Origin of the sequence: Qipengyuania sp. GPGPB31 (assembly GCF_038396345.1) — a bacterium.
Taxonomy (GTDB): domain Bacteria; phylum Pseudomonadota; class Alphaproteobacteria; order Sphingomonadales; family Sphingomonadaceae; genus Qipengyuania; species Qipengyuania citrea.
In genome coordinates this window covers 2,140,367-2,162,732 of the sequence record NZ_CP149572.1, presented here as the reverse complement: position 1 = coordinate 2,162,732, position 22,366 = coordinate 2,140,367, and the positions used below count along the sequence as shown (strand labels likewise).

The window sequence follows — 22,366 nt, the reverse complement described above, 5'->3', positions numbered from 1 at the left end:
TTTGCCGTCCCGTGCGATCCCAACGCTCCGACCATGCGGCCGGTTTCCCTTGCAGCCGATTTAACCCCAGAGCGGGTTTTCAATCCCGGCCATGAATTCGCGGTGCCGGGCCAGTTCGGCCGCGCTCGGTTGATGCGGCCGCGGTTCGCGGCGCGGACCGGTCGGCGCCATGCGCACGGCCGGGCGGTCAGGAGTGGTGGTAATCTCGACCACCGTGGCCTCCGCCGCCAGTTCGAAGCCGATCTGGCGCCCGCCCTTGAGTTCGACATAGACCTGCGCAAGCAATTCGGCATCGAGCAGGGCACCGTGTTTGACGCGGTGGCTGCGATCGATACCGTAGCGTGAGCACAGCGCATCGAGCGACAGCTTCGCCCCCGGGTGCCGTTTGCGCGCCAGCGCCACCGTATCGACCATTCGCGTAGTGCAAACCGGTTCGAGCTGGCACAGGCCGAGTTCCGAATTTAGGAAGCCGAAGTCGAAGCCCGCATTGTGCGCCACGAGGGGGAGTCGCCGATAAAGGCGAGGAGGTCTGCAGCCTGATCGCGAAACAGCGGCTTGTCCGCGAGAAATGCCGTGGACAGGCCATGCACGGCCTCGGCACCCGCGGGCATATCCCGCTCAGGATTGAAATAGGCGTGAAAGCTGTTCCCGGTGGGCACGAGATTGACCATCTCGATGCAGCCGATCTCGACCATGCGATCCCCGGTCTTCGGGTCTAGCCCAGTGGTTTCGGTATCGAACACGATCTCGCGCATTGGCTCTTCTATCGGCTCCGCTAGGCAAGATTACAAGAGGATTACGATGCTGCCCCATCCGGGTGCTTGCCACGCAATTCGGCGATCAGGCCGCGAACCGCATCCTCGGTCTGCGCCAGCGTGCTGCCGGTGTCGATGACATGATCGGCGCGCGCGCGCTTTTCGCTGTCGGGCGTCTGCAATTCGAGGATGTGGGCGAATTTCTCTTCGGTCATCCCGGGCCGGGCGAGCACGCGCTGACGCTGGGCCTGCGGCGGAGCCGACACCACCACCACGCTGTCGACCATTCCGGCACCGCCTTTTTCGAACAACAGCGGGATGTCGAACACGACCAGAGGCGCGCCCGCATGTTCGATCAGGAAGGCCTCGCGCCGCGCCGCGACCGCCGGGTGGACCAGCGCCTCGAGCCGGGCCAGCTCCGCCGGATTGCCGAACACCAGCGCGCCGAGTTTTTCGCGCGATACGCCGTCCGCATCGGTGCTGCCTGGGAAGGCCTGTTCGATCGCCGGTACCAGTTCCCCTCCGGGACCCTGCAGGGCGCGGACTTCGGCGTCGGCATCGAAAACCGGTACGCCGGCCGCTTCGAACATCGCCGCGACCGTCGATTTGCCCATGCCGATCGACCCGGTGAGCCCCATGATAAGCGGACGAGTCATGCGCCAAGCCTTTCGCGCAGCGCGGCATCGTCGCCGCGCGGCGGCGCGACGCTGAAGAAATGGGTGAAGGCCGCAGCAGCCTGCCCGATCAGCATGGCGAGGCCATCGATGGTGGCAAATCCCGCCGCGCGCGCCCCGGACAGGAATGGCGTATCGACCGGATCGGTCACGATGTCATAGGCGATCGAACCCGGCGGCGCATGACTCCAGTCGAATGCCAGCGGAGGCTGTCCGCGCATTCCGAGCGGCGAGGCATTGATCACCAGATCGCAGCATCCTTCGCGGTCGTCGAAAGCGAAATCGCTTGGCCCGGCGAAGTGGTCGAGCGGCGCGACATGGTGGTCGCCCGCGGGATCGATCTCGTCGAGCAATGCGCGGGCCTTGTCGGGGTTGCGGCCCGCCAGCACCAGAGTGAAGCCTTCCTTCGCCAGCCCGGCCACGATCGCACGTGCCGCGCCGCCCGTGCCCAATATCCGCGCCATGCGGAAATAGTGCCGGTGGCCCAATCGTTCGGTGAGGGGTTCGAGAAACCCTGCGACATCGGTGTTGCGGCCTACCAGCTTGCCATCGGCCGCCCTGACGACGGTGTTCACAGCCCCGACGCGCTTGGCCAGCGGTTCCAGCCGGTCGAGCAGCGGCATGATCGCCTGCTTGTGCGGCATCGTCACATTGCAGCCCCGCCATTCGGGATCGGCCTTGCGCTCCTTCAAATAGGCAGCCAGCCCGTCACCGGTTACATGCGCCGCCCGGTAATCCGCATCGAGCCCGAGCCGCTCGATCCAGAAACCGTGGATCACGGGGGATTTGGACTGGCGGATCGGATCGCCGATGACTTCGGCATAGGCGGTCATGCGGGCAGCGCCCCCTCTTCGCGCAAGGCGTCCAGAACCTGAAGCAGCGGCATGCCGAGCACGGTGAACTGGTCGCCAGCGATGCTGTCAAACAATTGTACCCCGGGCCCTTCGATCCGGAAAACGCCGACGCAATAGGACACCGCGGGCCATTCGGCATCGAGATAAGCCTCGATGAACGCGGCGCTGAGTTCGCGAACCCTGAGGCGTGCGAAATCCGAGCCGATCCACAGGATTTGCGACCCGCTTGCCAGCGCAGCGGCGCTGTGCAGCGTCATGACCTTGCCGGAGAATGCCCGCAGATGGTCGGCCGCATCGGCGCGGCTGGCGGGCTTGTCGAAACGCCGGCCATCGACCTCGACCAGCGAATCGGAGCCAAGCACCAGATCGTCAGGGAGGGCTGACGAAACGGCGGCGGCCTTTGCCGCGGCCAGCGCCTGCGCGATTTCGGCCGGTTCGGCGCCGTCCATCTCGTTCTCGAGCGCGCGTTCGTCGATATCGGCGCCCCTGGCCGTGAACGCGATCCCGGCGGCTTCGAGCATCGCCTTGCGCGAGGCGCTGTTCGAAGCGAGGACGATCCCGCTGCCATCGAGTGTCATATCGGCTTGATTCCCTGCTGGCTGCCACGCGCCTCGCGCTCGTTGTACAGGCGGATGACCGCGGCCGCGGTTTCCTCGATCGAACGGCGCGTCACGTCGATCACCGCCCAGCCATTGTCGGCGAACATGCGGCGGGCGAACTTGACCTCGTCCTTGACCCGTTCGTTGTCGACATAGTCGGTTTCGCGCTCCTCGTTGAGCGTCAGCAGACGGTTGCGCCGGATCTGCACCAGCCGTTCGGGCGCGGTGGTGAGGCCGACGATCATCGGATGCTTCAATTCGAACAGCTTGGGCGGGGGCGAGCTCTCGACCACCAGCGGGATATTGGCGACCTTGTAACCGCGGTTGGCGAGGTAGATGCTGGTCGGCGTCTTCGAACTGCGCGAAACCCCTGCAAGCAGGATATCCGCCTGTTCCCATTCCTCCCAGCCGATCCCGTCGTCATGGGCGATGGTGAACTGGATCGCTTCCACGCGGTTGAAATAGGCCTGGTCCATGGCGTGCTGGCGACCCGGGCGGCCGTGCGCTTCCTGACCCAGCGCCTTTTCCAGCGCCTCGGTCACCCGGTCGAGAATCGGCACGGCGGGCAGGCCGAGCTGCGTACAGGCTTCTTCCAGCCGCTGGCGCGTTTCCGGATTGACCAGCGTGAACAGCACCAGGCCGGGATTGCCCTTGAGTTCGGGAAGGATCCGCTCAAGATGCTGCCGGCTGCGAACCATCGGCCAGAAATGGCGAACGACGTCGGCATCCTCGAACTGGGCAAGCGCTGCCTTGGCCAGCATTTCCAGCGTTTCACCGGTGGAATCGGACAGCAGATGCAGGTGGATGCGGTTGGAAATGGCTCGATCCCGGTGCCTGTGGAGAACAAGGGCATAAACCACGGGAGAAAGCTGGCGACAAGTTCGGGGAGGAAAACGCTCCCCGATACGAGTCCTCCACGGGCCGATTCCCGCACAGCAAATCCGAGTTTTGCGCAGCCCCGGGGATAGCAGGGATAAGTTTGACTCGACTCAGACGGCTGGGCGAGTCGCTCACGCGCCTCGACCCTTTGCAGCGCGGGAGAAATCGGGCAGGGGCCGGTTATCCCTGAAATCCACAGGGCCAACAGACACCATCAACCTCTATATATACTATTATTTTATTGGATTGGACTCAGCGATGCCCGGTCTCCTGCTCGATACGCTGAACGGCAAGCCCGCCGATCGGACCCCCCTGTGGCTCATGCGCCAAGCAGGGCGCTATCTTCCCGAATATCGCGCGCTGCGGGCCGAAAAGGGCGGGTTTCTCGCGATGGCTTACGACAGCGAAGCGGCGTGCGAGATTACCCTGCAGCCGATCGACCGGTTCGGCTTCGACGGGGCAATCCTGTTTTCCGATATCCTGATCGTACCGCATGCGCTTGGTCAGCATCTCGAATTCATGGCCGGCGAAGGGCCCAAGCTTTCTCCGCCGCTGGTCGATGCGGTTCTCGCCGACCTGACGTCTGATCCCACGCGCTACGATCCGATCTACGAGACCGTGCGTCTGTGCCGCAAGCGGCTGCCCGACGGTGTGACCATGTTGGGCTTTGCCGGCAGCCCGTGGACGGTGGCGACCTACATGGTCGCGGGCGAGGGGAGCCGCGACCAGCATGCCGCGCGGGCGATGGCCTATGCCGATCCGGGCAAGCTGGATGCCATCCTTGACCGGATCGTGTCCGAGACGATCACCTATCTCTCCGGCCAGATCGCCGCCGGGGCCGAAGCGGTGCAGCTGTTCGACAGCTGGGCGGGCAGCCTGGCGCCCGACGAATTCGAACGCCTAGTGATCGCCCCCAACGCTGCGATCACCACTGCGCTGCGCGAACGCCATCCGGAAACGCCGATCATCGGTTTTCCCAAAGGTGCGGGAGAGAAATTGCCCGCCTATGCGCGCGAAACCGGGGTTGATGCTGTCGGGGTCGACGAAACGCTCGATCCGGAATGGGCTGCGCGCGAATTGCCCGCCGGCATGCCGGTCCAGGGCAATCTCGATCCGCTGCTGCTGCTTGCGGGAAGCGACCGGCTCGAACAGCGGGTTCGCACGATTCTCGAAGCGTTTGCGGGCCGGCCGCATGTCTTCAATCTCGGCCACGGGATCGACCGCCGCACGCCGATTGCCCATGTCGAGCGATTGATATCCACCGTTCGTGCGTTCGAGGGGTGACGCGGCGGTGAGTGGTCCCTACATGAAGTTTGAATGCAGGATCTGCTTGCCATGACCTATCTCTGGCTCAAGGCCGGACACATCATTTTCATGGTGTTCTGGCTCGCTGGCCTTTTCATGCTGCCGCGGCAGATGATCTACCTTCACCCCGCCAGCCCCGGGTCCGATGAATCCGCCCTGTGGGCGAAGCGGATAGGGCTGCTGCGCAAGGTCATCCTCACTCCCAGCCTGATCGTGGTGTGGGTTCTGGGACTGCTGCTGGCAATGACCATCGGTGCCTGGGACCAGGGCTGGTTCCATGCCAAGCTGCTCTTCGTCCTGCTGCTGACGGCGTTTCACGGGATCATGGTTGCCCGATCGAAGAAAATGATCGCCGGCGATCGTCCGATGAGCGAGAAACAGCTCCGGATGTGGGGCGAATTTCCCGGCATCATGCTGGCGACCATCGTGATCCTGGTCATTGTCAAACCCTTCTGACGAGCGGCGCGTCGCTTTGTGAATTGACGGCCCGACAGCGGGCCCGTATTCCGTGCCCATCCACCGGCGATAGGCCTCGCATATCGACGAGGCCGGGTCCGCTTTCTCCAAGCCCATACCGACCCGCCGGCCATCCAAACCCGAATACCGAGTAAAACTGATATGCATCTCAAGGATCTCAAAGAGAAAACCCCGGCCGATCTGGTTGCGATGGCCGAAGAACTGGGCGTCGAAGGTGCCTCGACCATGCGCCGGCAGGACCTGATGTTCTGCATCCTGCGCGAACTGGCCGAGGACGAGGAATACGAAGAAAAGATCATGGGGATCGGCACCATCGAGGTGCTGCAGGACGGCTTCGGCTTCCTGCGCAGCCCCGAAGCCAATTATCTCGCCGGTCCCGACGATATCTACGTTTCGCCCAACCAGGTCCGCAAATGGGGCCTGCGTACCGGCGATACGGTCGAAGGCGAAATCCGTGCGCCGCGCGAAGGCGAGCGCTATTTTGCGCTGACCGAGATCTACAAGGTCAATTTCGACGATCCCGACGCGGTCCGCCATCGGACCAATTTCGACAATCTCACGCCGCTGTACCCGGAAGAGAAGCTGTCGCTCGACACGCTCGACCCCACGGTCAAGGACAAGTCGGCGCGCGTCATCGATATCATCTCGCCGCAGGGCAAGGGCCAGCGCGCGCTGATCGTCGCCCCGCCGCGCACGGGTAAGACCGTGCTGCTGCAGAACATCGCCAAGGCGATCACCGACAACCACCCCGAGGTGTTCCTGCTGGTCCTCCTGGTCGACGAGCGCCCCGAGGAAGTCACCGACATGCAGCGCAGCGTGAAGGGCGAGGTCATCTCCTCGACCTTCGATGAACCTGCCAACCGCCACGTGCAGGTCGCTGAAATGGTTATCGAAAAGGCCAAGCGCCTGGTCGAGCACAAGCACGATGTCGTGATTCTGCTGGACTCGATCACCCGCCTGGGGCGTGCCTACAACACCGTGGTGCCCAGCTCGGGCAAGGTGCTGACCGGCGGTGTCGACGCCAACGCACTGCAGCGGCCCAAGCGATTCTTCGGTGCCGCCCGCAATATTGAGGAGGGCGGTTCGCTGTCGATCATCGCCACCGCGCTGATCGATACCGGCAGCCGGATGGACGAAGTGATCTTCGAAGAGTTCAAAGGCACCGGCAACAGCGAAATTGTGCTCGATCGCAAGGTCGCCGACAAGCGCATCTTCCCCGCGCTCGACGTGGGCAAGAGCGGCACGCGCAAGGAAGAGCTGCTGGTCGAAAAGGACAAGCTGTCGAAAATGTGGGTCCTGCGCCGCATTCTCATGCAGATGGGGACGATCGACGCCATGGAATTCCTGCTCGACAAGATGAAGGATTCGAAGACCAACGAAGACTTTTTCGCGACCATGAACCAGTAGGGGTTCGTACGCGATGCCCGTCCAGAGAGCCGCCATTACTGGGGCTCCCGGGGCGGGCAAGTCGACGCTGCTGGCAGAGCTGTCGCGCCGCGGCGTGGCGACGGTCTCGGAAGTCGCGCGGACGATCCTGAAATCCGCCGGCGGCATGGCGCTTCGCGAAGAGGATCCGCTCGCCTTCGCCGATGCAATGCTCTCAGCGCAACTGGCGGCATGGGACGATACGCAGATCGAGGGTTCGGTCGTATTCGACCGTGGCTTTCCCGATATTGCCGGTTTCCTGCGGGTCGAAGGACTACCCGTCTCCGACCAAATTACGCGGGCATGCGATGAATATCGTTTCGAGGGGCCGATCTTTCGCGCACCGCCATGGCGCGCGATCTACACGCCCGACGACGAGCGGATCCAGGATTGGGAAGAAGCCATTGCCAGCGACCGGGCCGTGTGTGCGGCCTGGCGCGACCATGGCTATGCGCTGATCGACCTGCCCATGGTTTCCGCCGAGGAGCGCGCGTCGTTCGTTCTCGCGCGCCTATGATGCTTTCATCGCCTCTAGCATGGCCGCCATCTGCTCCCAGACCTTGTTGACCGCCTTCAGCGGCCGCACCATGACCTTGAAATCGACGATCTTGCCGTGTTCATCGAAACGGATCAGGTCGATGCCGTTGACGTGGACACCGTCCATTTCGGTGGTGAACTCGAGCATCGCATTGTCCCCGTCGACGAGCTCGCGGACGTATTCGAAACTGTCGTTGCCGAGCGTTTGTCCCGCAGCAGCGAGATAGGCGACCACGAGATCTCGGCCCTGTTGCGGGGTGTGGACGACGGGCGAATGGAACACGGCATCTTCATGGATGATCGCGGCGAGCGCCTTGGGCGAATTGCCGCCCTCGATCACATCGTGCCATGCCTCGAGTCCGCGTTGCGCCGTCATATCGCCTCCCTGAATGTCTCCGCCCGAGCGGCGGCCCAGGCGTGGGCATAAGGAGTCGATTCGGGCGAGTCGAGCAGCGCGCCGGGTTGGAGAAAGCCGTGCAGGCGATCGAGGCTATCCGACTGTGCGCCATTGAGCCGTTCGGAGATGTCGCCGGGTTCGATCTGCCAAGGATTGTCGAGCCCCATCGCGACCACCATCTCGCGGAATGAATGCAGCGTATGGCGCTGAAAACGCGCGACTCTCTCGGCCTTTTCCATGGGCACCAAGCCACGCTGGCGGGTCGCATCCTGCGTGGCCACTCCCGTCGGGCAAGTATCGGCATGACACTTCATCGATTGCACGCAGCCCAGCGCGAACATGAAAGCGCGGCCCGCGTTGCACCAGTCTGCACCGAGGCCGAGATTCATCGCCATTCCTGCGCCTGAATGGACCATGCCCGCTGCGGCCAGTTTCACTTCGCTCTTGAGACCGGTCCCAACGAGCGCATTGCGAACAAGGATCAGTCCTTCGCGCAGCGGCATGCCCACGCGGTTGGAGAATTCCACCGGTGCCGCGCCGGTACCGCCTTCCGCTCCGTCGACCACGATATAGTCGACCGTGATACCGGTTTCGCGCATCGCTTTCATGATGGCGAAGACTTCATGGGGCTTGCCAACGCACAGCTTGATGCCGACCGGCTTTCCGCCCGACAGGTCGCGCAGCTGCGCAGCCCATTCGAGCATGCCGGTGGGCGTGGAGAAAGTCGAATGGGCCGGAGGCGAGATGCAATCGGTGCCGACAGGGACACCGCGTGCCTCCGCAATTTCCTCGGTGACCTTGCTGCCCGGCAGGACGCCGCCATGGCCGGGCTTGGCGCCCTGGCTGAGCTTGATCTCGACCATTTTGACCTGCGGATCCTGCGCGGTTTGTGCAAACTGATCGGGATCGAAGGAGCCGTCATCGGTCCGGCAGCCGAAATAGCCGCTGCCGATTTCCCACACGAGGTCACCGCCGTGCGAACGGTGATAGCGCGAGATGCCCCCTTCGCCGGTATCGTGGTAGAAATTGCCCGCGGCGGCCCCCTTGTTGAGCGCCATGATCGCATTGGCCGACAGCGATCCGAAGCTCATCGCGGAGATATTGAGGAGCGAGGCAGAGTAGGGCTGCGTACATTGCTTGCCGCCGACATCGACCCGCCATTCCGACGGGGCCTGCGCATTGGGCACGACCGAATGGGCGAGCCATTCGTACTCGTCCGAATAGACGTCAAGTTCGGTGCCGAAGGGATGCGAATCTAGCTGGCCTTTCGCCCGTGCGTAGACGAGGGCGCGCTGCTGGTGGTTGAACGGGCGTCCCTCGAGATCGCCTTCGACGATATAGGCCCGCGCATAGGGGCGCAGGTCTTCCATGATCCAGCGGATATGCGCGAGCAGTGGGTAATTGCGCCACAGCGTGTGCTGGCGCTGGAGGAAATCGTACAGCGCCAGCAACAGCAGAGGAACGGTGACTACCAGGCCCCAGCGCAAGGGTTCGACCAGCAGGAAGACCGCGCAGAGTAAAGCGACGACCGCGGTCGGCCCGAACCGCATCAGCAGTTCGGATGACTCGCGCAGATTGGCCCGGTTGCGCATCAGGCGAGGTGCTGGGTGAAGAACTCGCTTGTGCGCTTGTCGGCCAGCTGGGCCGCTTCTTCGGACCGCCGCTTACCGAACTCGGTGGCAAAGCCGTGATCGAGCCCCTGGTAGTCATACAGCGTGACCTTGGGGTGATCGTCCAGTCCTTCGTGCATGGCCTTCTGCGTATCCTTGTCGACGAAGCCGTCCTCGGTCGGCACATGCAGCATCAGCGGATGGGCGATGGCATGCTTTTCATTCAGCAGGCCGTCGATGCCGACTCCGTAATATCCGACGCTCGCATCCACGTCGGTACGCGCGGCAGTCATGTAGGCGAGGCGCCCGCCAAGGCAGTATCCAACGCAACCAACTTTCGCGATCTTCTCCGCTTCGCGCACCTGTTTGATGGTTGCTTCGATGTCGCGGATGCCCTGATCCTGATCGAACTTGCCCATCAGATCGAGCGCGCGCTGAAATTCCGGTTCGACATCGGGATCGAGCTCGATCTTCGGCTCGAGCCGCCAGAACAGGTCGGGAGCAATGGCGAGATAGCCGTCTTCGGCGAGACGATCGCACTTACGGCGGATCCCCGCGTTCACGCCGAAAATTTCCTGGATCACGACGATCGCGGCCTTGGGGGAGCCGGCCGGCCGCGCAACATATGCGGTGAACTCTTCGTCGCCGGACAGGGCGGTGATAGTGACTGTTTCGCTCATGGTGGTTTGGCTCCCTCGCTTCGTTTGGTGTCTTACGCTTGCATGACGCGTGATGCGGACCCAGATAGGCTCCTGCAAGCCATAACGGAGAAATCGCGATGAAGGTCCATATCGAAATCGACTGTTCGCCCGAAGAGGCGCGGACCTTCATGGGCCTGCCCGATGTTGGCAAGGCGAACGATGTCTATGTCGACATGATGTCCAAGGCGATGAAGGGTGTGAACAACACCGAACAACTTCAAGAATATGCCAAGCAATTGGCTCCCATGGGCCAGGCGGGGTTCAAGCTGTTCCAGAGCTTCATGGAAGGGGCCAATGCGGCGCGCAGTTCCTCCGCAAAGAAGCCGTCGGACGACAGCTGAGCCATTCTTTGCATGGATGACACGATCTTCGCGCTGTCGAGCGGGGCTCCGCCGGCGGCCATCGGTATTATCCGTATAAGCGGCTCGCAATCGGGCGCGGCATTGGCCGCACTGGCAGGAAAGCTCCCTCCGGCGCGGTCCCCGCGGGTGCGGACGCTGCGTGATCGGACCGGGACCGTCCTGGATACGACACTGGTTCTCTGGTTTCCCGGACCGCAGACCGCGACCGGCGAGGATCTTGCCGAAATTCACTGTCACGGGGGCAGGGCGGTAATCGCCGCGATCTCCCGCTCACTTGCTGACATGGATGGATTGCGCGCCGCCGAACCCGGGGAATTCACCCGCCGCGCCTTTGCGAACGGTCGGATGGACCTCGCCGAGGCCGAGGGTCTTGCGGATTTGCTTGCAGCTGAAACCGAATTGCAGCGGCAGGGCGCCCTTCTTTCCGCTGGCGGCAGCCTGTCAGAGCGCATCGAGGAATGGCGCAGCCGGATCCTCGGGTTGGCTGCTGCCGTCGAAGCTGTCATCGATTTCGCAGACGAGGATGATGTCGCAGGCCTTCCGCCCGGTTTGACCGATGAAACTGAAGATCTCGTCGCGGAAATCCGCCGGGTCGCCGGGCGGCCCGAGGCGGAGCGTTTGCGGGATGGTGTCCGAGTGATACTCGCAGGCCCGCCCAATGCAGGGAAATCTTCGCTTTTCAACGCGCTGCTGGCCGATGATGCGGCGATCGTGACACCCGAAGCCGGAACGACCCGCGATGTGCTGGAGCGCTCCGTTGGCATTGCGGGAGTGCCATTCGTGCTGGTCGATACTGCAGGCATGCGCAAGGAAGGCGCGGGCGTGATCGAGGAGATGGGCATCCAACGCGCACGCCGGGCCGTCGAATCGGGTCAGATCGTTCTATGGCTGGGCGATCCGGTGGAGGCGCCCGATGGCTCGATCATCGTCGCATCGAAAAGCGACCTTGGATCGGCCGACGAAGGGCCGGGCGATGTGAAAGTTTCATCTGTAACGGGGCAGGGCATGGACCTCCTGGTCGACATGATCGTCGAGCGGGGGAGGGCCGCGCTGCCTCCGGTGGACCGGATTGCCCTCAACCGCAGACAAAAGGAATGCGCGCTCGCGGCCGCTGACGATCTAGCGCAGCTCGACATATCGGGCGATCTCCTGATTGGGGCGGAACGGCTGCGCAGCGCCCGGCGCGCGCTTGATCGGTTGGTCGGGCGCGATTCGACCGAGGAAATGCTCGACGCGTTGTTTGGACGTTTCTGTATCGGCAAATAGTGTTTCACGTGAAACACGGCTTTTTGACGCGTGAGGCGGCGCCGGTTAAAGGGCCCGTCTGATGCACGAATTCAATGTCCTTGTTGTCGGCGGCGGCCACGCCGGAGTAGAGGCGGCCTGCGCAGCTGCCCGGATGGGTGCGCGAACGGGGCTGGTGAGCCTCGATCCCCACAAGATCGGCGCGATGAGCTGCAATCCCGCGATCGGTGGATTGGGCAAGGGGCATCTCGTTCGGGAAGTCGATGCGCTCGATGGTGTGATCGCGCGAGCGGCCGATGCGGCAGCAATCCACTACCGGATGCTCAATAGATCGAAGGGCAGCGCGGTCTGGGGGCCACGTGTGCAGGCGGACCGCTCTTTGTTCCGCACCCAAGTCCAGGCCATCGTCGCCGAAGAGACATTGCTGACCGTGATCGCTGGAGAGGCGGCGGCCCTGCTGCTTTCGGGCGGCGCCGTTTCGGGTCTCACGCTCGCGGATGGTACAAAGCTTACCGCGCCCGCCGTCGTCCTTTGCACTGGGACTTTTCTTGGTGGTGTTCTCTACCGGGGGGAGGAACGGTTCGAGGGGGGCAGGATAGGTGAGGGCGCAGCGCACAAGCTCGCCGAGCAGCTGCGTTGCGCCGATCTGCCGATGGGCCGGCTCAAGACCGGCACCCCGCCGCGGCTCGATGGGCGCACCATCGATTGGGCAAGCCTCGAAGAGCAAGCGTCGGATAGTGACAACTGGACGATGAGCGCCTTGTCCGGCGCGCGTGTGAACCCTCAGGTGTTTTGTGCCATCACTCGCACGAACGAGCGGGCACACGATATCATCCGCGCAAATCTCGACCGGTCACCCCTGTTTTCGGGCGCGATCGGAGCCGCAGGGCCGCGTTATTGCCCGTCGATTGAAGACAAGATCCATCGCTTTGCCGATCGCGACGGGCATCAGGTGTTCCTCGAGCCAGAGGGGCTCGATACCCACCTTGTCTATCCCAACGGCATCTCCACCTCGCTTCCCGTTGACGTGCAACTCGGCATGTTGCGCGAAATGGACGGACTGGCCCGCGTTGAGATGGCGGTGCCCGGATATGCCGTCGAATACGATCATATCGACCCCCGGGCGCTCCGGTCTACACTCGAACTGCATGCCATTCCCGGTCTCTACTGTGCCGGCCAGATCAATGGCACCACGGGATATGAAGAGGCGGCAGCACAGGGTCTGGTGGCCGGGATGGGCGCCGCGTCCGCGGTTCTCGGCAAACGACCGGCAGCGCTCGATCGGGCAAATTCCTATATCGCCGTAATGGTCGACGACCTCACGCTCCAGGGGATTACCGAACCCTACAGGATGCTGACTTCTCGCGCGGAGTACCGGTTGCGGCTGCGGGCAAGCAATGCCGATACGCGGCTCACGCCCCTTGGCATCGAATGCGGCATCGTTGGACAGCGGCGCGCAGATTGGTACCTGCAACGCGAACAGCGGCGCGCGGAGTATGAAGAAAGGTTCGCCACCAAGATACACTCTCGCGATCTTGTCGAAGCGGGGTTTCACGTGAAACAGGACGCGGGACCGCGTTCGGCGTCGGAATGGCTGGCTGGAGGCCATATGAACCTAGGCGAGTCAGCGCGCTGGATTGCGGTGGACCCGGTCGATCCGCTTGCAGTAGAAATGGCGGAGGACGCTTTCTACGCCCCTTATCTGGCGCGCCAACAGGCCGAACTCAGCGATTTGCGCAAGAGCGAGACTCAGGTCCTTGCGTCCGATTTTCCCTTCGCCAGCGTGCCAGGGCTTTCGAATGAGATGGTCGAACGATTGTCGCTCGCCAAACCCGAGACGCTCGCCGCGGCCGGTCGGATACGCGGCATAACGCCTGCGGCGCTTGCCGCTTTGCTCGTCCATGCGCGCAAGCTGGACCGTGCAGCGTGACCGCGATTGCCGATGAAAGCGAGGCGAGAGCCTATGTCGCTTCCCTGTGTGACGGCATCACCATGGACCGACTGGCGAAGTTGAGCGATCTGCTGATCGCCGAAAATGGGTCGCAGAACCTGGTGGCCAAGGCCACTATTCCAATTGTCTGGCAAAGGCATATTGCCGACTCGGCACAGCTCCTCGAACTTGTGCCGGCCACGCAGGCACCATGGCTCGACCTCGGGAGTGGGGCGGGCTTCCCGGGCCTAGTTATTGCCGCAATGCGGCCCAATCTCGAAGTAATATTAGTGGAATCGCGCAAGCGGCGGGTGGATTGGCTCGAACGTGCCAGAGAGGGGTTGGCTCTCGGAAACTGCCGCGTCGCAGGCTGCAGGCTCGAGGACGTCGAACGGTTCGATGCCGGGACGATCTCTGCCCGTGCCTTTGCGCCACTCGACCGCTTGTTGGGCTTGGCCGCGCGCTTCTCCACAAAGACAACCGATTGGGTGTTGCCCAAAGGGCGTTCGGCAGCGCAAGAAGTGCAGGGACTGCCGAAGAATCGCCGCAAGATGTTTCACGTGGAACAGTCTCAGACCGATCCCGACGCAGGCGTCGTCGTAGGACGCGGCCAGTGGAGCGCTAAACCATGATCACCATTGCAATTGCCAATCAGAAGGGCGGGGTGGGGAAGACCACCACTGCGATCAACATTGCTACAGCGATGGCAGCGACCGAATGGAAAACGCTGCTGATCGATCTCGATCCGCAGGGCAATGCATCGACCGGTCTGGGCGTTGCGGGCGCCGACCGCGAATACACGAGCTACGATCTGCTGCTCGACCAGGGTACTTTGTCGGAATGCGCGCAGCCTACCGACATTCCGGGGCTCGACATCGTACCAGCAACACAGGATCTATCCGGAGCCGAGGTTGAACTGGTTTCGGTCGATGATCGCACCGCGCGGTTGAGAAAGGCGCTGGATACGCAGGGATACGATGTGTGTTTCATCGACTGCCCACCCTCGCTGGGATTGCTGACGCTCAACGCGCTCTGTGCGGCCGATTCACTCCTTGTCCCTCTGCAATGCGAATTCTTCGCGCTCGAGGGGCTCAGCCAGCTCCTCCAGACGGTCGAGCGGGTCCAGCAGGGCTTCAATTCCGACCTCGGCATCATCGGGGTCGTTCTGACCATGTTCGACCGCCGCAACCGGCTGACCGATCAGGTTGCCGACGATGTGCGCGATTGCCTTGGCAAGCTGGTTTTCGAGAACGTGATTCCGCGCAACGTCCGGCTCAGCGAAGCGCCCAGTCACGGAATGCCGGCGCTGGTCTATGACCACAATTGCTCAGGCAGTCGCGCGTATATTGGGCTAGCGCGCGAATTGATCGGGCGTCTCCCGCAGAAAAGGAAAGCGGCATGAGCAAATCTTCCGCAAGCACCGGCCCTCGCCAGATCGATCGCAAGAAGAAGCTCGGCAAGGGGCTTGGCGCGCTGCTGGGCGAAACCCGCCGCGAAGAGCCGCTGGTGCGCTCGGACAGCGGCCAGAACCAGAGTGATGGGCAGGCGCAGTCGTCCGCAACGACGGCGGAACCGGCGGCGAACGGCCTTACCTCGATTCCCGTTGCGAATATCGAGCCGCTGCCCGGTCAGCCGCGTACGCATTTCGACGAGGAAAGCCTCGATTCGCTGGCTTCCTCGATCGCCACGCGTGGTGTGATTCAACCGATCATCGTCTCGCCGCTGGGCAAGGGGCGCTATCGGCTGGTTGCGGGTGAGCGCCGGTGGCGCGCCGCGCAGCGCGCCCGGCTGCACGAAATTCCTGCGCTGGTGCGCGATCTCGACCAGCGCGAGGTGATGGCGCTGGCGCTGATCGAGAACCTCCAACGCGAAGACCTCAATCCGGTGGAGGAAGCGCGCGCGTACCAGAAGCTTTCCGAAGACGATGGGATGACGCAGGCCGAAATCGCCAAGCTGGTCGACAAGTCGCGCAGCCATGTGGCCAATTTCCAGCGTCTGCTCGCCTTGCCCGACACGGTTCTGGCGCTGGTGGCCGATGGTGCGCTGTCGATGGGCCACGCACGGGCGCTTATCGGGCGCGAGGAAGCCAGCGAACTGGCGCAAAAGGCCGTGTCCGAAGGACTGTCTGTGCGTCAGATGGAAGCGTTGACCCGCAAGCCGCGCACGCGCCAACCATCATCCTCGGCCGGCACCACGCATGGCGCCGCTGGCGATGATGCCGATATCGCAGCGGTGCAGGGTCATCTGGAGGAGTTCCTCGGCATGCCCGTCAAGATCACCACCGATACGACGCCCAACAGCGGCGCAGTCACCATCCGCTTCCGCACGCTGGATCAATTAGACCTTATTTGTCAGCGCCTTACCGGCGGTGATATCTAGGCAGCCCATTCGCCGAACGCTTTCGCGCGAACTGACTACGGGCTGCGAAGCCGTGATCAGTTGGCGGGCGTCCCGTCACGGTAGACGCTCATCTGCGGCACTTCGACGGTAACCGGCACCAGCATGTACTGGCCCGGCTGATTGTACTGCGTTGCGCCGGCATCGGCCGTGGCCCGCTGCATGTAATCGTCGAGATAGGCCTGACACTGGCTGCGGCTGTCGCTGCGGCGACGCGAGCCGTCCTCGATCGCATCGCCGGCGGCCATGCCGGCCAGCGCGCCTGCGCCTGCGCCGATCAACGTGCCGGCGGTGCGATTGCCGCTTCCCGCGATGCGGTTGCCGAGCAAACCGCCCGCTGCCCCGCCAAGCAGGGCGCCGATGATTTCGCCCCGTTCGCTGTCGTTTTCATAGGTGTCGAGCCGCGCCCGGCATTCCTCGATCCAGGCGTTGCGATCGAAATCGACGACCTGCGATCCGGCAGGCAGATAAACCGAGGTAGCGTTTGGCGCCGGCTGGTAGCCCCCGGCATATTGCGGCTGGGCGCCGCCCGCGGACCCATCGCGGTAGATGACGCGCGAAGCGCCGCCCGCAGCCTGCGTCACCATGCCTTGCTGTGCCGGATAGACATAGACCACCTGCGGTGGTTGCTGGATGTAAACATAGGTCGGCTGGGCTTGCTGCACTGCAGGCACGGCGCTGCGATTCTCAATCGAACGCACGGCCGGTGCGGGTTGCGGCTCGGTTTGCTCAAACACGTAGTATTCGGGCTGCGAGGGATCGATCGGCTGGATCGTCGGGGACCGGACGAATACGGGCGTCTCGGCGCGTGCGGGAATGCTGCGCGCTGCGCCAACGGGCTGGTCCGCAGCTGCGGCCTCGATCGTTTCGGTGACGACGTCGTCGTCCAGTTCGGGCAGCGCCTGCGCATACTCATACTCCCCGGTCTCGTAGGAGATCGTGTTCTGCGCCGAAACATGCGCCGGTTGCAGCGCGATCGTCAGCGCGATCAGGGGAAGGGTAGTGCGGACAGTCATGATGCGTGTTCCTTTGAGCGACTCGATCACGATCGATGCCGAAACCATTCCTGCACGTTAGCATTGCCCCGCATGCACGCCAAAGTGCGCTGCCGGGGTGTTCCGCTATGGGGCAGCCGGTTCAGATGCGATCGGCGAGCATCGCTGCGAGCGCTTCGATTCCGGCAGCGTCGTGCTGGTCGAAGCGGCCCTTCTCGGGGCTGTCGAGATCGATCACTGCAATAGCCTTCCCATCCCGCAGGACGGGCACCACCAGTTCCGAATTGGTCACCGAATCGCAGGCGATGTGACCGGGGAAGGCGTGAACGTCTTCCACCAGCTGAGTCATCGCTTCGCTCGCGGCAGTCCCGCAGACGCCCTTGCCCAGCGGGATGCGGATGCAGGCCGGGCGGCCCATGAAGGGGCCGAGCACGAGTTCGCCATCGACCATGCGGTAGAATCCGGCCCAGTTCAGCTGGGGGAGGAAGTCCCATAGCAGCGCCGCGACATTGGCCATGTTGGCCACCGAATCGCGCTCGCCGGCAGTAAGCGCCTCCGCCGCGTCGAGCAGCTGGCGATAGGCTTCGGGCTTGGGCGTTCCCGCGTCGGGTCGGAAATCAAACATGGTGGGCGATGTAGCGCGGCGCGCCCCGGCTTCAAGCCCCATTGCCCGCGGCACGCGGCTCGCTTATCCCAGCGCCATGGGTATCCTCAAGAAACTGGGCATCGCGCTCCTCGTCATTGTGCTGGTCGCTGTGGTCGCCGGCTATTTCCTCACCCGCGGCGACACCGCCGATGTCGCCTTCGACGAGACGGTGGGCACCGACCCGACGCTCGACGAACCCGAAGAAGAAAGCATTCCCACGGTCGCGATTGCCGAGCCGGTCGGCTGGGGTGACGATGAACTGCCGACCGCTGCCGAGGGACTGGCAGTCACCCGGTTTGCCGACGGGCTTGATCATCCGCGCACGCTGCAGGCCCTGCCGAATGGCGATATCCTGGTCTCGCTGACCCGCGCGCCCAAGATCGATAGCGGCGAAAGCAACTTCTTCCGCGATCTCGTTGCCGGTTTCCTGTTCCGCAAGGCCGGGGCCGGGGGGAAAGCGCCAACCAGGTCGTGCTCCTGCGCGATAGCGATGGCGACGGTGTTGCGGAACGCCGGTTCGTCCTGCGGGAGGGTCTCGATCTCGCCGTCCGGCCTCGCCTGGGGGGATGGCACGCTGTACATCGCCAATCACGACGAGGTGCTCGCCTTCGATTACGAACTTGGCGCAACGCGACTTGCCGGTGAAGGGCGCAAGATCGCCGATCTTGCCGAGGGCACGGGACACTGGATGCGCAATCTCGCGCTCCATCCCGATGGCGACCGGCTCTATGCTGCAGTGGGTTCGAAATCGAATATCGCCGAAGACGGTCTCGAAATCGAGGAAGGCCGTGCGCTGATCTGGGAGATCAATCTCGAAAGCGGGCGCCAGCGCGTCTTTGGGGTTGGCCTGCGCAACGCCAACGGGCTCGATTTCAGCCCGTGGTCGGGCGAATTATGGACCACGGTCAACGAACGCGACATGCTCGGCTCCGACCTCGTGCCTGATTACCTCACCAATGTCCCGGTGGGCGTTCATTATGGCTGGCCGTGGATCTATTTCGGCGACAATTTCGACCGCCGCGTCAAATATCCCATTCCGCAGGCGCTCAGCTACGTCCGCACGCCCGAATACGCTCTTGGTCCGCATGTCGCGGCGCTCGGTTTCGTGTTCAGCGAAGGCGGCGCGAAAATGGGTCCCGATTTCGCCAGCGGCGCCTTTGTCGCACGGCACGGCTCGTGGAACCGCAAGCCGCCTTCGGGCTACGACGTGGTCTATGTCGCCTTCGACGAACGCGGCAATCCCATCGGCAAGCCGCAACCGGTCCTGACCGGCTTCCTGCAGGACGATGGTACCACGCGGGGCCGGCCGACGTGGGTCGAATGGGCTGCCGACGGATCGCTGCTGGTTTCGGATGACACCGCCGGGATCATCTGGCGGGTTTACGCCCCGGAAGCCGAGGCGCAGGACGCGATCAAACGGGTCACCGGCGACCGGCTACCCGCGCAGCGTGAGCTACGCGGGCAGGAAGCGAGTTTCGGCGAAGACGATTTTGCGCGGCGCGTGACCGCCGAATAGATCAGCCGACGAACTGTTCGGCGGTCAGCGCGTAGAGCGGTTCGGCCCCCGCCGTCGCTGCGGCCCGGAGCCCGCTGGCCTCGGGCACGATACGGTCGAGGAAGAAACGCACCGTCGCTGTCTTGGTCGTAGCCTGTGCGCTGTCGCTGTCGCCAATCGCCCGGCGCTGGCGCAGCAATTGCCACCCCGCCACGGCGACAGCGAACATGGTGCAGAACGGCACCGATCCGGCAAGGCGATCGTCAAGGCTCGCCTCGTCACGCATCCATCCCGCGACGACTTCGCAATCCGCTGCCAGCGCGGCAAGCGCGGGTTCGTCGCCGGCATCACGCGCGATATCCGCGATCAGTGCCGACAGCGCCTGGCCGCCGTCCATCCCCAGCTTGCGGGTGACGAGGTCGGCAGCCTGGATGCCGTTGGTTCCTTCATAGATCGGGGCGATGCGCGAATCGCGCCAATGCTGCGCCGCGCCGGTTTCCTCGACGAAGCCCATGCCGCCATGCACCTGCACCCCAAGGCTGGCGACTTCGATGCCGATATCGGTGCCCCATGCCTTGATCAGCGGGGTGAGCACTTCGCCGCGCGCCTTGGCATCGTCATTGCCCAGCGTCCCGCGGTCGACCTGGCCTGCGGTGTAATAGAGCAGTGCGCGAGCGCCCTCGGTCAGCGCCTTCATTCGCAGCAGCATGCGGCGCACGTCGGGATGTTCGAGAATGGCGACGGGGGCCTTGTCGGGCGAACCGGCCCGCGCGGACTGGATCCGCTCGCGTGCGTACATCTGGGCCTGTTGGGTGGCACGCTCGCCGATCTGCACGCCCTGATTGCCGACATTGATGCGCGCGTTGTTCATCATCGTGAACATCGCCATGAGCCCGCGGTTCTCCGCGCCGACCAGTTCGCCGATGCATTCGCCTTCGTCGCCATAGGACATCACGCAGGTGGGCGAGGCGTTGATGCCGAGCTTGTGTTCGATGCTGACACAGCGAACATCGTTGCGCTTGCCGAGCGAACCGTCGGCTTCGACATGGTATTTGGGCACGATGAATAGCGAGATGCCCCGGCTTCCTTCCGGCGCATCGGGCACGCGGGCGAGGACCAGGTGAATGATGTTTTTCGCCAGCTCGTGCTCACCCCAGGTGATGTAGATCTTCTGGCCCTTGATGCGGTACTTGCCCGCATGTTCGCCGTCCTTGATCGGGTGGGCGGTGGTGCGCAGCGCGCCGACATCGGAGCCTGCCTGCGGTTCGGTGAGGTTCATCGTCCCCGACCATTCGCCGCTGACCAGCTTGGGCAGGTACTTTTCCTGCAGCTCTTTCGACCCGTGGTGTTCGAGCGATTCCATCGCGCCGACGCTGAGCATGGGCAGCAGGTTGAACGCCATGTTGGCCGTGCCGAGATTCTCGAGCACGTTGCAAGACAGCGTGAAGGGCAGGCCCTGGCCGCCAAATTCGACGGGGCCGGCGATCGCATTCCAGCCCTGCTCGACGTAATGTTCGTAAGCTTCGGCAAAGCCATCCGGCAAGTGGACCGTGCCATTTTCGAGCCTGGCGCCTTCGAGGTCGCCCACCCGGTTGAGCGGGGCCCATTCGCCGGCAGCGAATTCGCCAATGCCGCTTACGATCGCTTCGACCATATCGGGCTCGGCGGCAGCAAATCGTTCGGATTGCGCCAGCTCTTCGATCCCGGCGTTTACGCGGATGGCGAGCAGCTGGTCCTGGGTGGCGGGGGTATAGGTCACTTCGGTTCCTCTTGGCTTTGGCTGGCGTGCAGATATAGCGCGCACGCATGAGGGGCAAATACGTTACGGAAACGCTTCGGGTCGAGGAAAGTGGCATTGCACGTGCCGCAGAAACTCTGCGTGCCGGAGGCCTGGTCGCTGTCCCCACCGAAACGGTCTATGGCCTTGCTGCCCGGGCGGACAGCGAAGCCGCCGTGGCCGACATCTATGCGGCCAAGGGGCGACCGAGCTTCAATCCGCTGATCGTGCATGTCGCCAGCCTCGACGCGGCGCGCGAATTCGCCGACTTCTCGCCGCAGGCCGAAGCATTGGCGCAGGCATACTGGCCCGGCCCGCTCACTCTCGTTCTCCCGCGCAAGTCCGAAGCGGGCCTCGCTGCCGCAGTGACTGCCGGGCTCGACACGATCGCGCTGCGCATGCCGGCCCATCCGGTCATGCGCCGAGTGCTGGAGGAGACCGGCCTGCCGCTCGCCGCGCCTTCGGCCAATCGCAGCGGCTATATCAGCCCGACTTCGGCCGCGCATGTGCTGGCATCGCTCGATGGCCGGATCCAAGCGGTGCTCGATGGCGGCGAATGCGAGCGCGGCCTCGAATCGACGATCGCAGCCGTGCGCGGCGACGGAACGATCGAAATCCTGCGCCCCGGGCCCGTCGAACTGGATGCGGGCAAGGGCGCGGGCGGGGGTATCGAGGCACCCGGCCAGCTCGCCAGCCATTACGCGCCGGGCAAGCCGGTCCGCCTGATGGCGACGCAAGTTGCGCCAGACGACTTCGTGATCGGGTTCGGCGACATCGCCGGGGACTGTTCGCTGTCCGAGAGCGGCGACCTGGCCGAAGCGGCTGCGCGGCTCTACGCGTGTCTTCACCTGGGTGCGCGATCGCCCAAACCACGTATCGCGGTGGCGCCGATCCCCGCAGAAGGCATCGGCATCGCGATCAACGACCGTTTGCAGCGCGCGGCGACGCCGCCCGATCAGTCGTCCTCGGGCTCGTAGGGGATCGAGGGGATGATCTGCTGCATTTCGGCATAGGTGTCGCGGGCGTCATCGCACGCCCGGCGATCGCCATCCTCGCAATCGTCGAGCTGCTTCTCATAGTCGCGTTCGAGCTTGGCGAGACGTTCCTCGCGCCGCCGGATTTCGCGGCCGCGCTTTTCATCAGCCTCGGACTGACTGGTGGTGGCAAGATCCACACCCTTGCTGACGACCTTGACCGGCGCCGTCGCGACGTCGACCACTGCCTTGGCGAGGCAGCCCCCCAGCATGAGCGTGGCGGGCAAGAGCAGGATGAGAGCTTGGCGGCGCATGCGAATTCCTTTCGCTGC

Annotated in this window: 23 protein-coding genes and 1 pseudogene; 12 read left to right on the top strand and 12 right to left on the bottom strand. The window is 63.8% G+C overall.

Translation table 11 applies throughout. The features are described from left to right. Nucleotides 1-60: 60 nt before the first annotated feature. From dnaQ to WKH79_RS10865, 5 genes and pseudogenes are all read right to left on the bottom strand, one after another. Nucleotides 61-755, bottom strand: a pseudogene (gene dnaQ / locus WKH79_RS10885) (DNA polymerase III subunit epsilon). A 41-nt stretch (nucleotides 756-796) separates the two neighbouring features. After that, nucleotides 797-1,411, bottom strand: a complete 615-nt coding sequence (coaE, locus tag WKH79_RS10880) for a dephospho-CoA kinase (protein WP_341858870.1) — start codon at nucleotides 1,409-1,411, stop codon at nucleotides 797-799. Beyond that, complete coding sequence (locus tag WKH79_RS10875; protein WP_063510947.1) at nucleotides 1,408-2,262, bottom strand: shikimate dehydrogenase; 855 nt, start codon at nucleotides 2,260-2,262, stop codon at nucleotides 1,408-1,410. Before WKH79_RS10875 ends, coaE begins: the two co-directional genes overlap by 4 nt. Then, a complete protein-coding gene (locus tag WKH79_RS10870; protein WP_341858869.1) occupies nucleotides 2,259-2,861 on the bottom strand; it encodes a Maf family protein in 603 nt (200 codons plus the stop codon). Before WKH79_RS10870 ends, WKH79_RS10875 begins: the two co-directional genes overlap by 4 nt. Then, nucleotides 2,858-3,643 carry a pyruvate, water dikinase regulatory protein gene (locus tag WKH79_RS10865; protein ID WP_341860120.1) on the bottom strand — a complete coding sequence of 262 codons (786 nt, stop codon included), beginning with the start codon at nucleotides 3,641-3,643 and terminating at the stop codon, nucleotides 2,858-2,860. Before WKH79_RS10865 ends, WKH79_RS10870 begins: the two co-directional genes overlap by 4 nt. 376 nt (nucleotides 3,644-4,019) lie before the next feature. On the opposite strand from WKH79_RS10865, the gene hemE reads away from it, so the two are divergent. From hemE to WKH79_RS10845, 4 genes are all read left to right on the top strand, one after another. Further along, entirely contained in the window at nucleotides 4,020-5,045 is a 1,026-nt protein-coding gene (hemE, locus tag WKH79_RS10860; RefSeq protein ID WP_341858868.1) for a uroporphyrinogen decarboxylase, read from the top strand. Between the two features lie 33 nt (nucleotides 5,046-5,078). Next, nucleotides 5,079-5,522, top strand: a complete 444-nt coding sequence (locus WKH79_RS10855) for a CopD family protein (RefSeq protein WP_341858867.1) — start codon at nucleotides 5,079-5,081, stop codon at nucleotides 5,520-5,522. Nucleotides 5,523-5,684: 162 nt separating this feature from the next. After that, nucleotides 5,685-6,950, top strand: a complete 1,266-nt coding sequence (rho, locus tag WKH79_RS10850) for a transcription termination factor Rho (RefSeq protein ID WP_050601483.1) — start codon at nucleotides 5,685-5,687, stop codon at nucleotides 6,948-6,950. 13 nt (nucleotides 6,951-6,963) lie between these two features. Continuing rightward, complete coding sequence (locus WKH79_RS10845) at nucleotides 6,964-7,485, top strand: AAA family ATPase (RefSeq protein ID WP_341858866.1); 522 nt, start codon at nucleotides 6,964-6,966, stop codon at nucleotides 7,483-7,485. On the opposite strand, the gene WKH79_RS10840 is transcribed toward WKH79_RS10845, so the two are convergent. The 3 genes from WKH79_RS10840 to WKH79_RS10830 are packed head-to-tail and all read right to left on the bottom strand — an operon-like array spanning nucleotide 7,480 to nucleotide 10,192. After that, nucleotides 7,480-7,881 (bottom strand): nuclear transport factor 2 family protein, encoded by a 402-nt coding sequence (locus tag WKH79_RS10840; protein WP_341858865.1) that lies wholly within the window; start codon nucleotides 7,879-7,881, stop codon nucleotides 7,480-7,482. The genes WKH79_RS10845 and WKH79_RS10840 overlap by 6 nt on opposite strands. Continuing rightward, complete coding sequence (locus WKH79_RS10835; RefSeq protein ID WP_341858864.1) at nucleotides 7,878-9,494, bottom strand: FMN-binding glutamate synthase family protein; 1,617 nt, start codon at nucleotides 9,492-9,494, stop codon at nucleotides 7,878-7,880. Before WKH79_RS10835 ends, WKH79_RS10840 begins: the two co-directional genes overlap by 4 nt. Then, the gene (locus tag WKH79_RS10830) at nucleotides 9,494-10,192 is read right to left on the bottom strand and encodes a dienelactone hydrolase family protein (protein WP_341858863.1); all 699 of its coding nucleotides are present in this window, start codon (nucleotides 10,190-10,192) and stop codon (nucleotides 9,494-9,496) included. The genes WKH79_RS10835 and WKH79_RS10830 overlap by 1 nt, the downstream gene beginning before the upstream one ends. Before the next feature lie 98 nt (nucleotides 10,193-10,290). Between WKH79_RS10830 and WKH79_RS10825 the strand changes: the two genes are divergently transcribed. The 6 genes from WKH79_RS10825 (at nucleotide 10,291) to WKH79_RS10800 (ending at nucleotide 16,129) form a co-directional block, all read left to right on the top strand. Next, complete coding sequence (locus WKH79_RS10825; RefSeq protein WP_050601479.1) at nucleotides 10,291-10,554, top strand: DUF6489 family protein; 264 nt, start codon at nucleotides 10,291-10,293, stop codon at nucleotides 10,552-10,554. Between the two features lie 12 nt (nucleotides 10,555-10,566). Next, nucleotides 10,567-11,841 carry a tRNA uridine-5-carboxymethylaminomethyl(34) synthesis GTPase MnmE gene (mnmE, locus tag WKH79_RS10820; protein ID WP_341858862.1) on the top strand — a complete coding sequence of 425 codons (1,275 nt, stop codon included), beginning with the start codon at nucleotides 10,567-10,569 and terminating at the stop codon, nucleotides 11,839-11,841. A gap of 61 nt (nucleotides 11,842-11,902) precedes the next feature. Beyond that, nucleotides 11,903-13,750, top strand: a complete 1,848-nt coding sequence (mnmG, locus tag WKH79_RS10815) for a tRNA uridine-5-carboxymethylaminomethyl(34) synthesis enzyme MnmG (protein ID WP_341858861.1) — start codon at nucleotides 11,903-11,905, stop codon at nucleotides 13,748-13,750. Then, on the top strand, nucleotides 13,747-14,382 hold the full coding sequence (rsmG, locus tag WKH79_RS10810) for a 16S rRNA (guanine(527)-N(7))-methyltransferase RsmG (protein WP_341858860.1): 636 nt from the start codon (nucleotides 13,747-13,749) through the stop codon (nucleotides 14,380-14,382). Before mnmG ends, rsmG begins: the two co-directional genes overlap by 4 nt. Next, nucleotides 14,379-15,152 (top strand): ParA family protein, encoded by a 774-nt coding sequence (locus WKH79_RS10805; protein WP_341858859.1) that lies wholly within the window; start codon nucleotides 14,379-14,381, stop codon nucleotides 15,150-15,152. The genes rsmG and WKH79_RS10805 overlap by 4 nt, the downstream gene beginning before the upstream one ends. After that, complete coding sequence (locus WKH79_RS10800; protein WP_341858858.1) at nucleotides 15,149-16,129, top strand: ParB/RepB/Spo0J family partition protein; 981 nt, start codon at nucleotides 15,149-15,151, stop codon at nucleotides 16,127-16,129. Before WKH79_RS10805 ends, WKH79_RS10800 begins: the two co-directional genes overlap by 4 nt. Nucleotides 16,130-16,185: 56 nt before the next feature. Here the strand turns inward: WKH79_RS10800 and WKH79_RS10795 are convergent, their stop codons facing one another. Further along, on the bottom strand, nucleotides 16,186-17,163 hold the full coding sequence (locus WKH79_RS10795; RefSeq protein ID WP_341858857.1) for a glycine zipper 2TM domain-containing protein: 978 nt from the start codon (nucleotides 17,161-17,163) through the stop codon (nucleotides 16,186-16,188). Between the two features lie 121 nt (nucleotides 17,164-17,284). Beyond that, nucleotides 17,285-17,767, bottom strand: a complete 483-nt coding sequence (locus tag WKH79_RS10790; RefSeq protein WP_341858856.1) for a GAF domain-containing protein — start codon at nucleotides 17,765-17,767, stop codon at nucleotides 17,285-17,287. A 76-nt stretch (nucleotides 17,768-17,843) separates the two neighbouring features. On the opposite strand from WKH79_RS10790, the gene WKH79_RS10785 reads away from it, so the two are divergent. Then, complete coding sequence (locus WKH79_RS10785) at nucleotides 17,844-19,304, top strand: PQQ-dependent sugar dehydrogenase (RefSeq protein WP_341858855.1); 1,461 nt, start codon at nucleotides 17,844-17,846, stop codon at nucleotides 19,302-19,304. Between the two features lies 1 nt (nucleotide 19,305). Here WKH79_RS10785 and WKH79_RS10780 read toward each other — a convergent pair whose 3' ends face one another. After that, entirely contained in the window at nucleotides 19,306-21,042 is a 1,737-nt protein-coding gene (locus tag WKH79_RS10780) for an acyl-CoA dehydrogenase (RefSeq protein WP_341858854.1), read from the bottom strand. A 47-nt stretch (nucleotides 21,043-21,089) separates the two neighbouring features. Between WKH79_RS10780 and WKH79_RS10775 the strand changes: the two genes are divergently transcribed. Continuing rightward, nucleotides 21,090-22,037 (top strand): L-threonylcarbamoyladenylate synthase, encoded by a 948-nt coding sequence (locus tag WKH79_RS10775; protein ID WP_341858853.1) that lies wholly within the window; start codon nucleotides 21,090-21,092, stop codon nucleotides 22,035-22,037. Here the strand turns inward: WKH79_RS10775 and WKH79_RS10770 are convergent. After that, a complete protein-coding gene (locus tag WKH79_RS10770; protein ID WP_050601470.1) occupies nucleotides 22,016-22,348 on the bottom strand; it encodes a hypothetical protein in 333 nt (110 codons plus the stop codon). The genes WKH79_RS10775 and WKH79_RS10770 overlap by 22 nt on opposite strands. Nucleotides 22,349-22,366 lie beyond the last annotated feature (18 nt).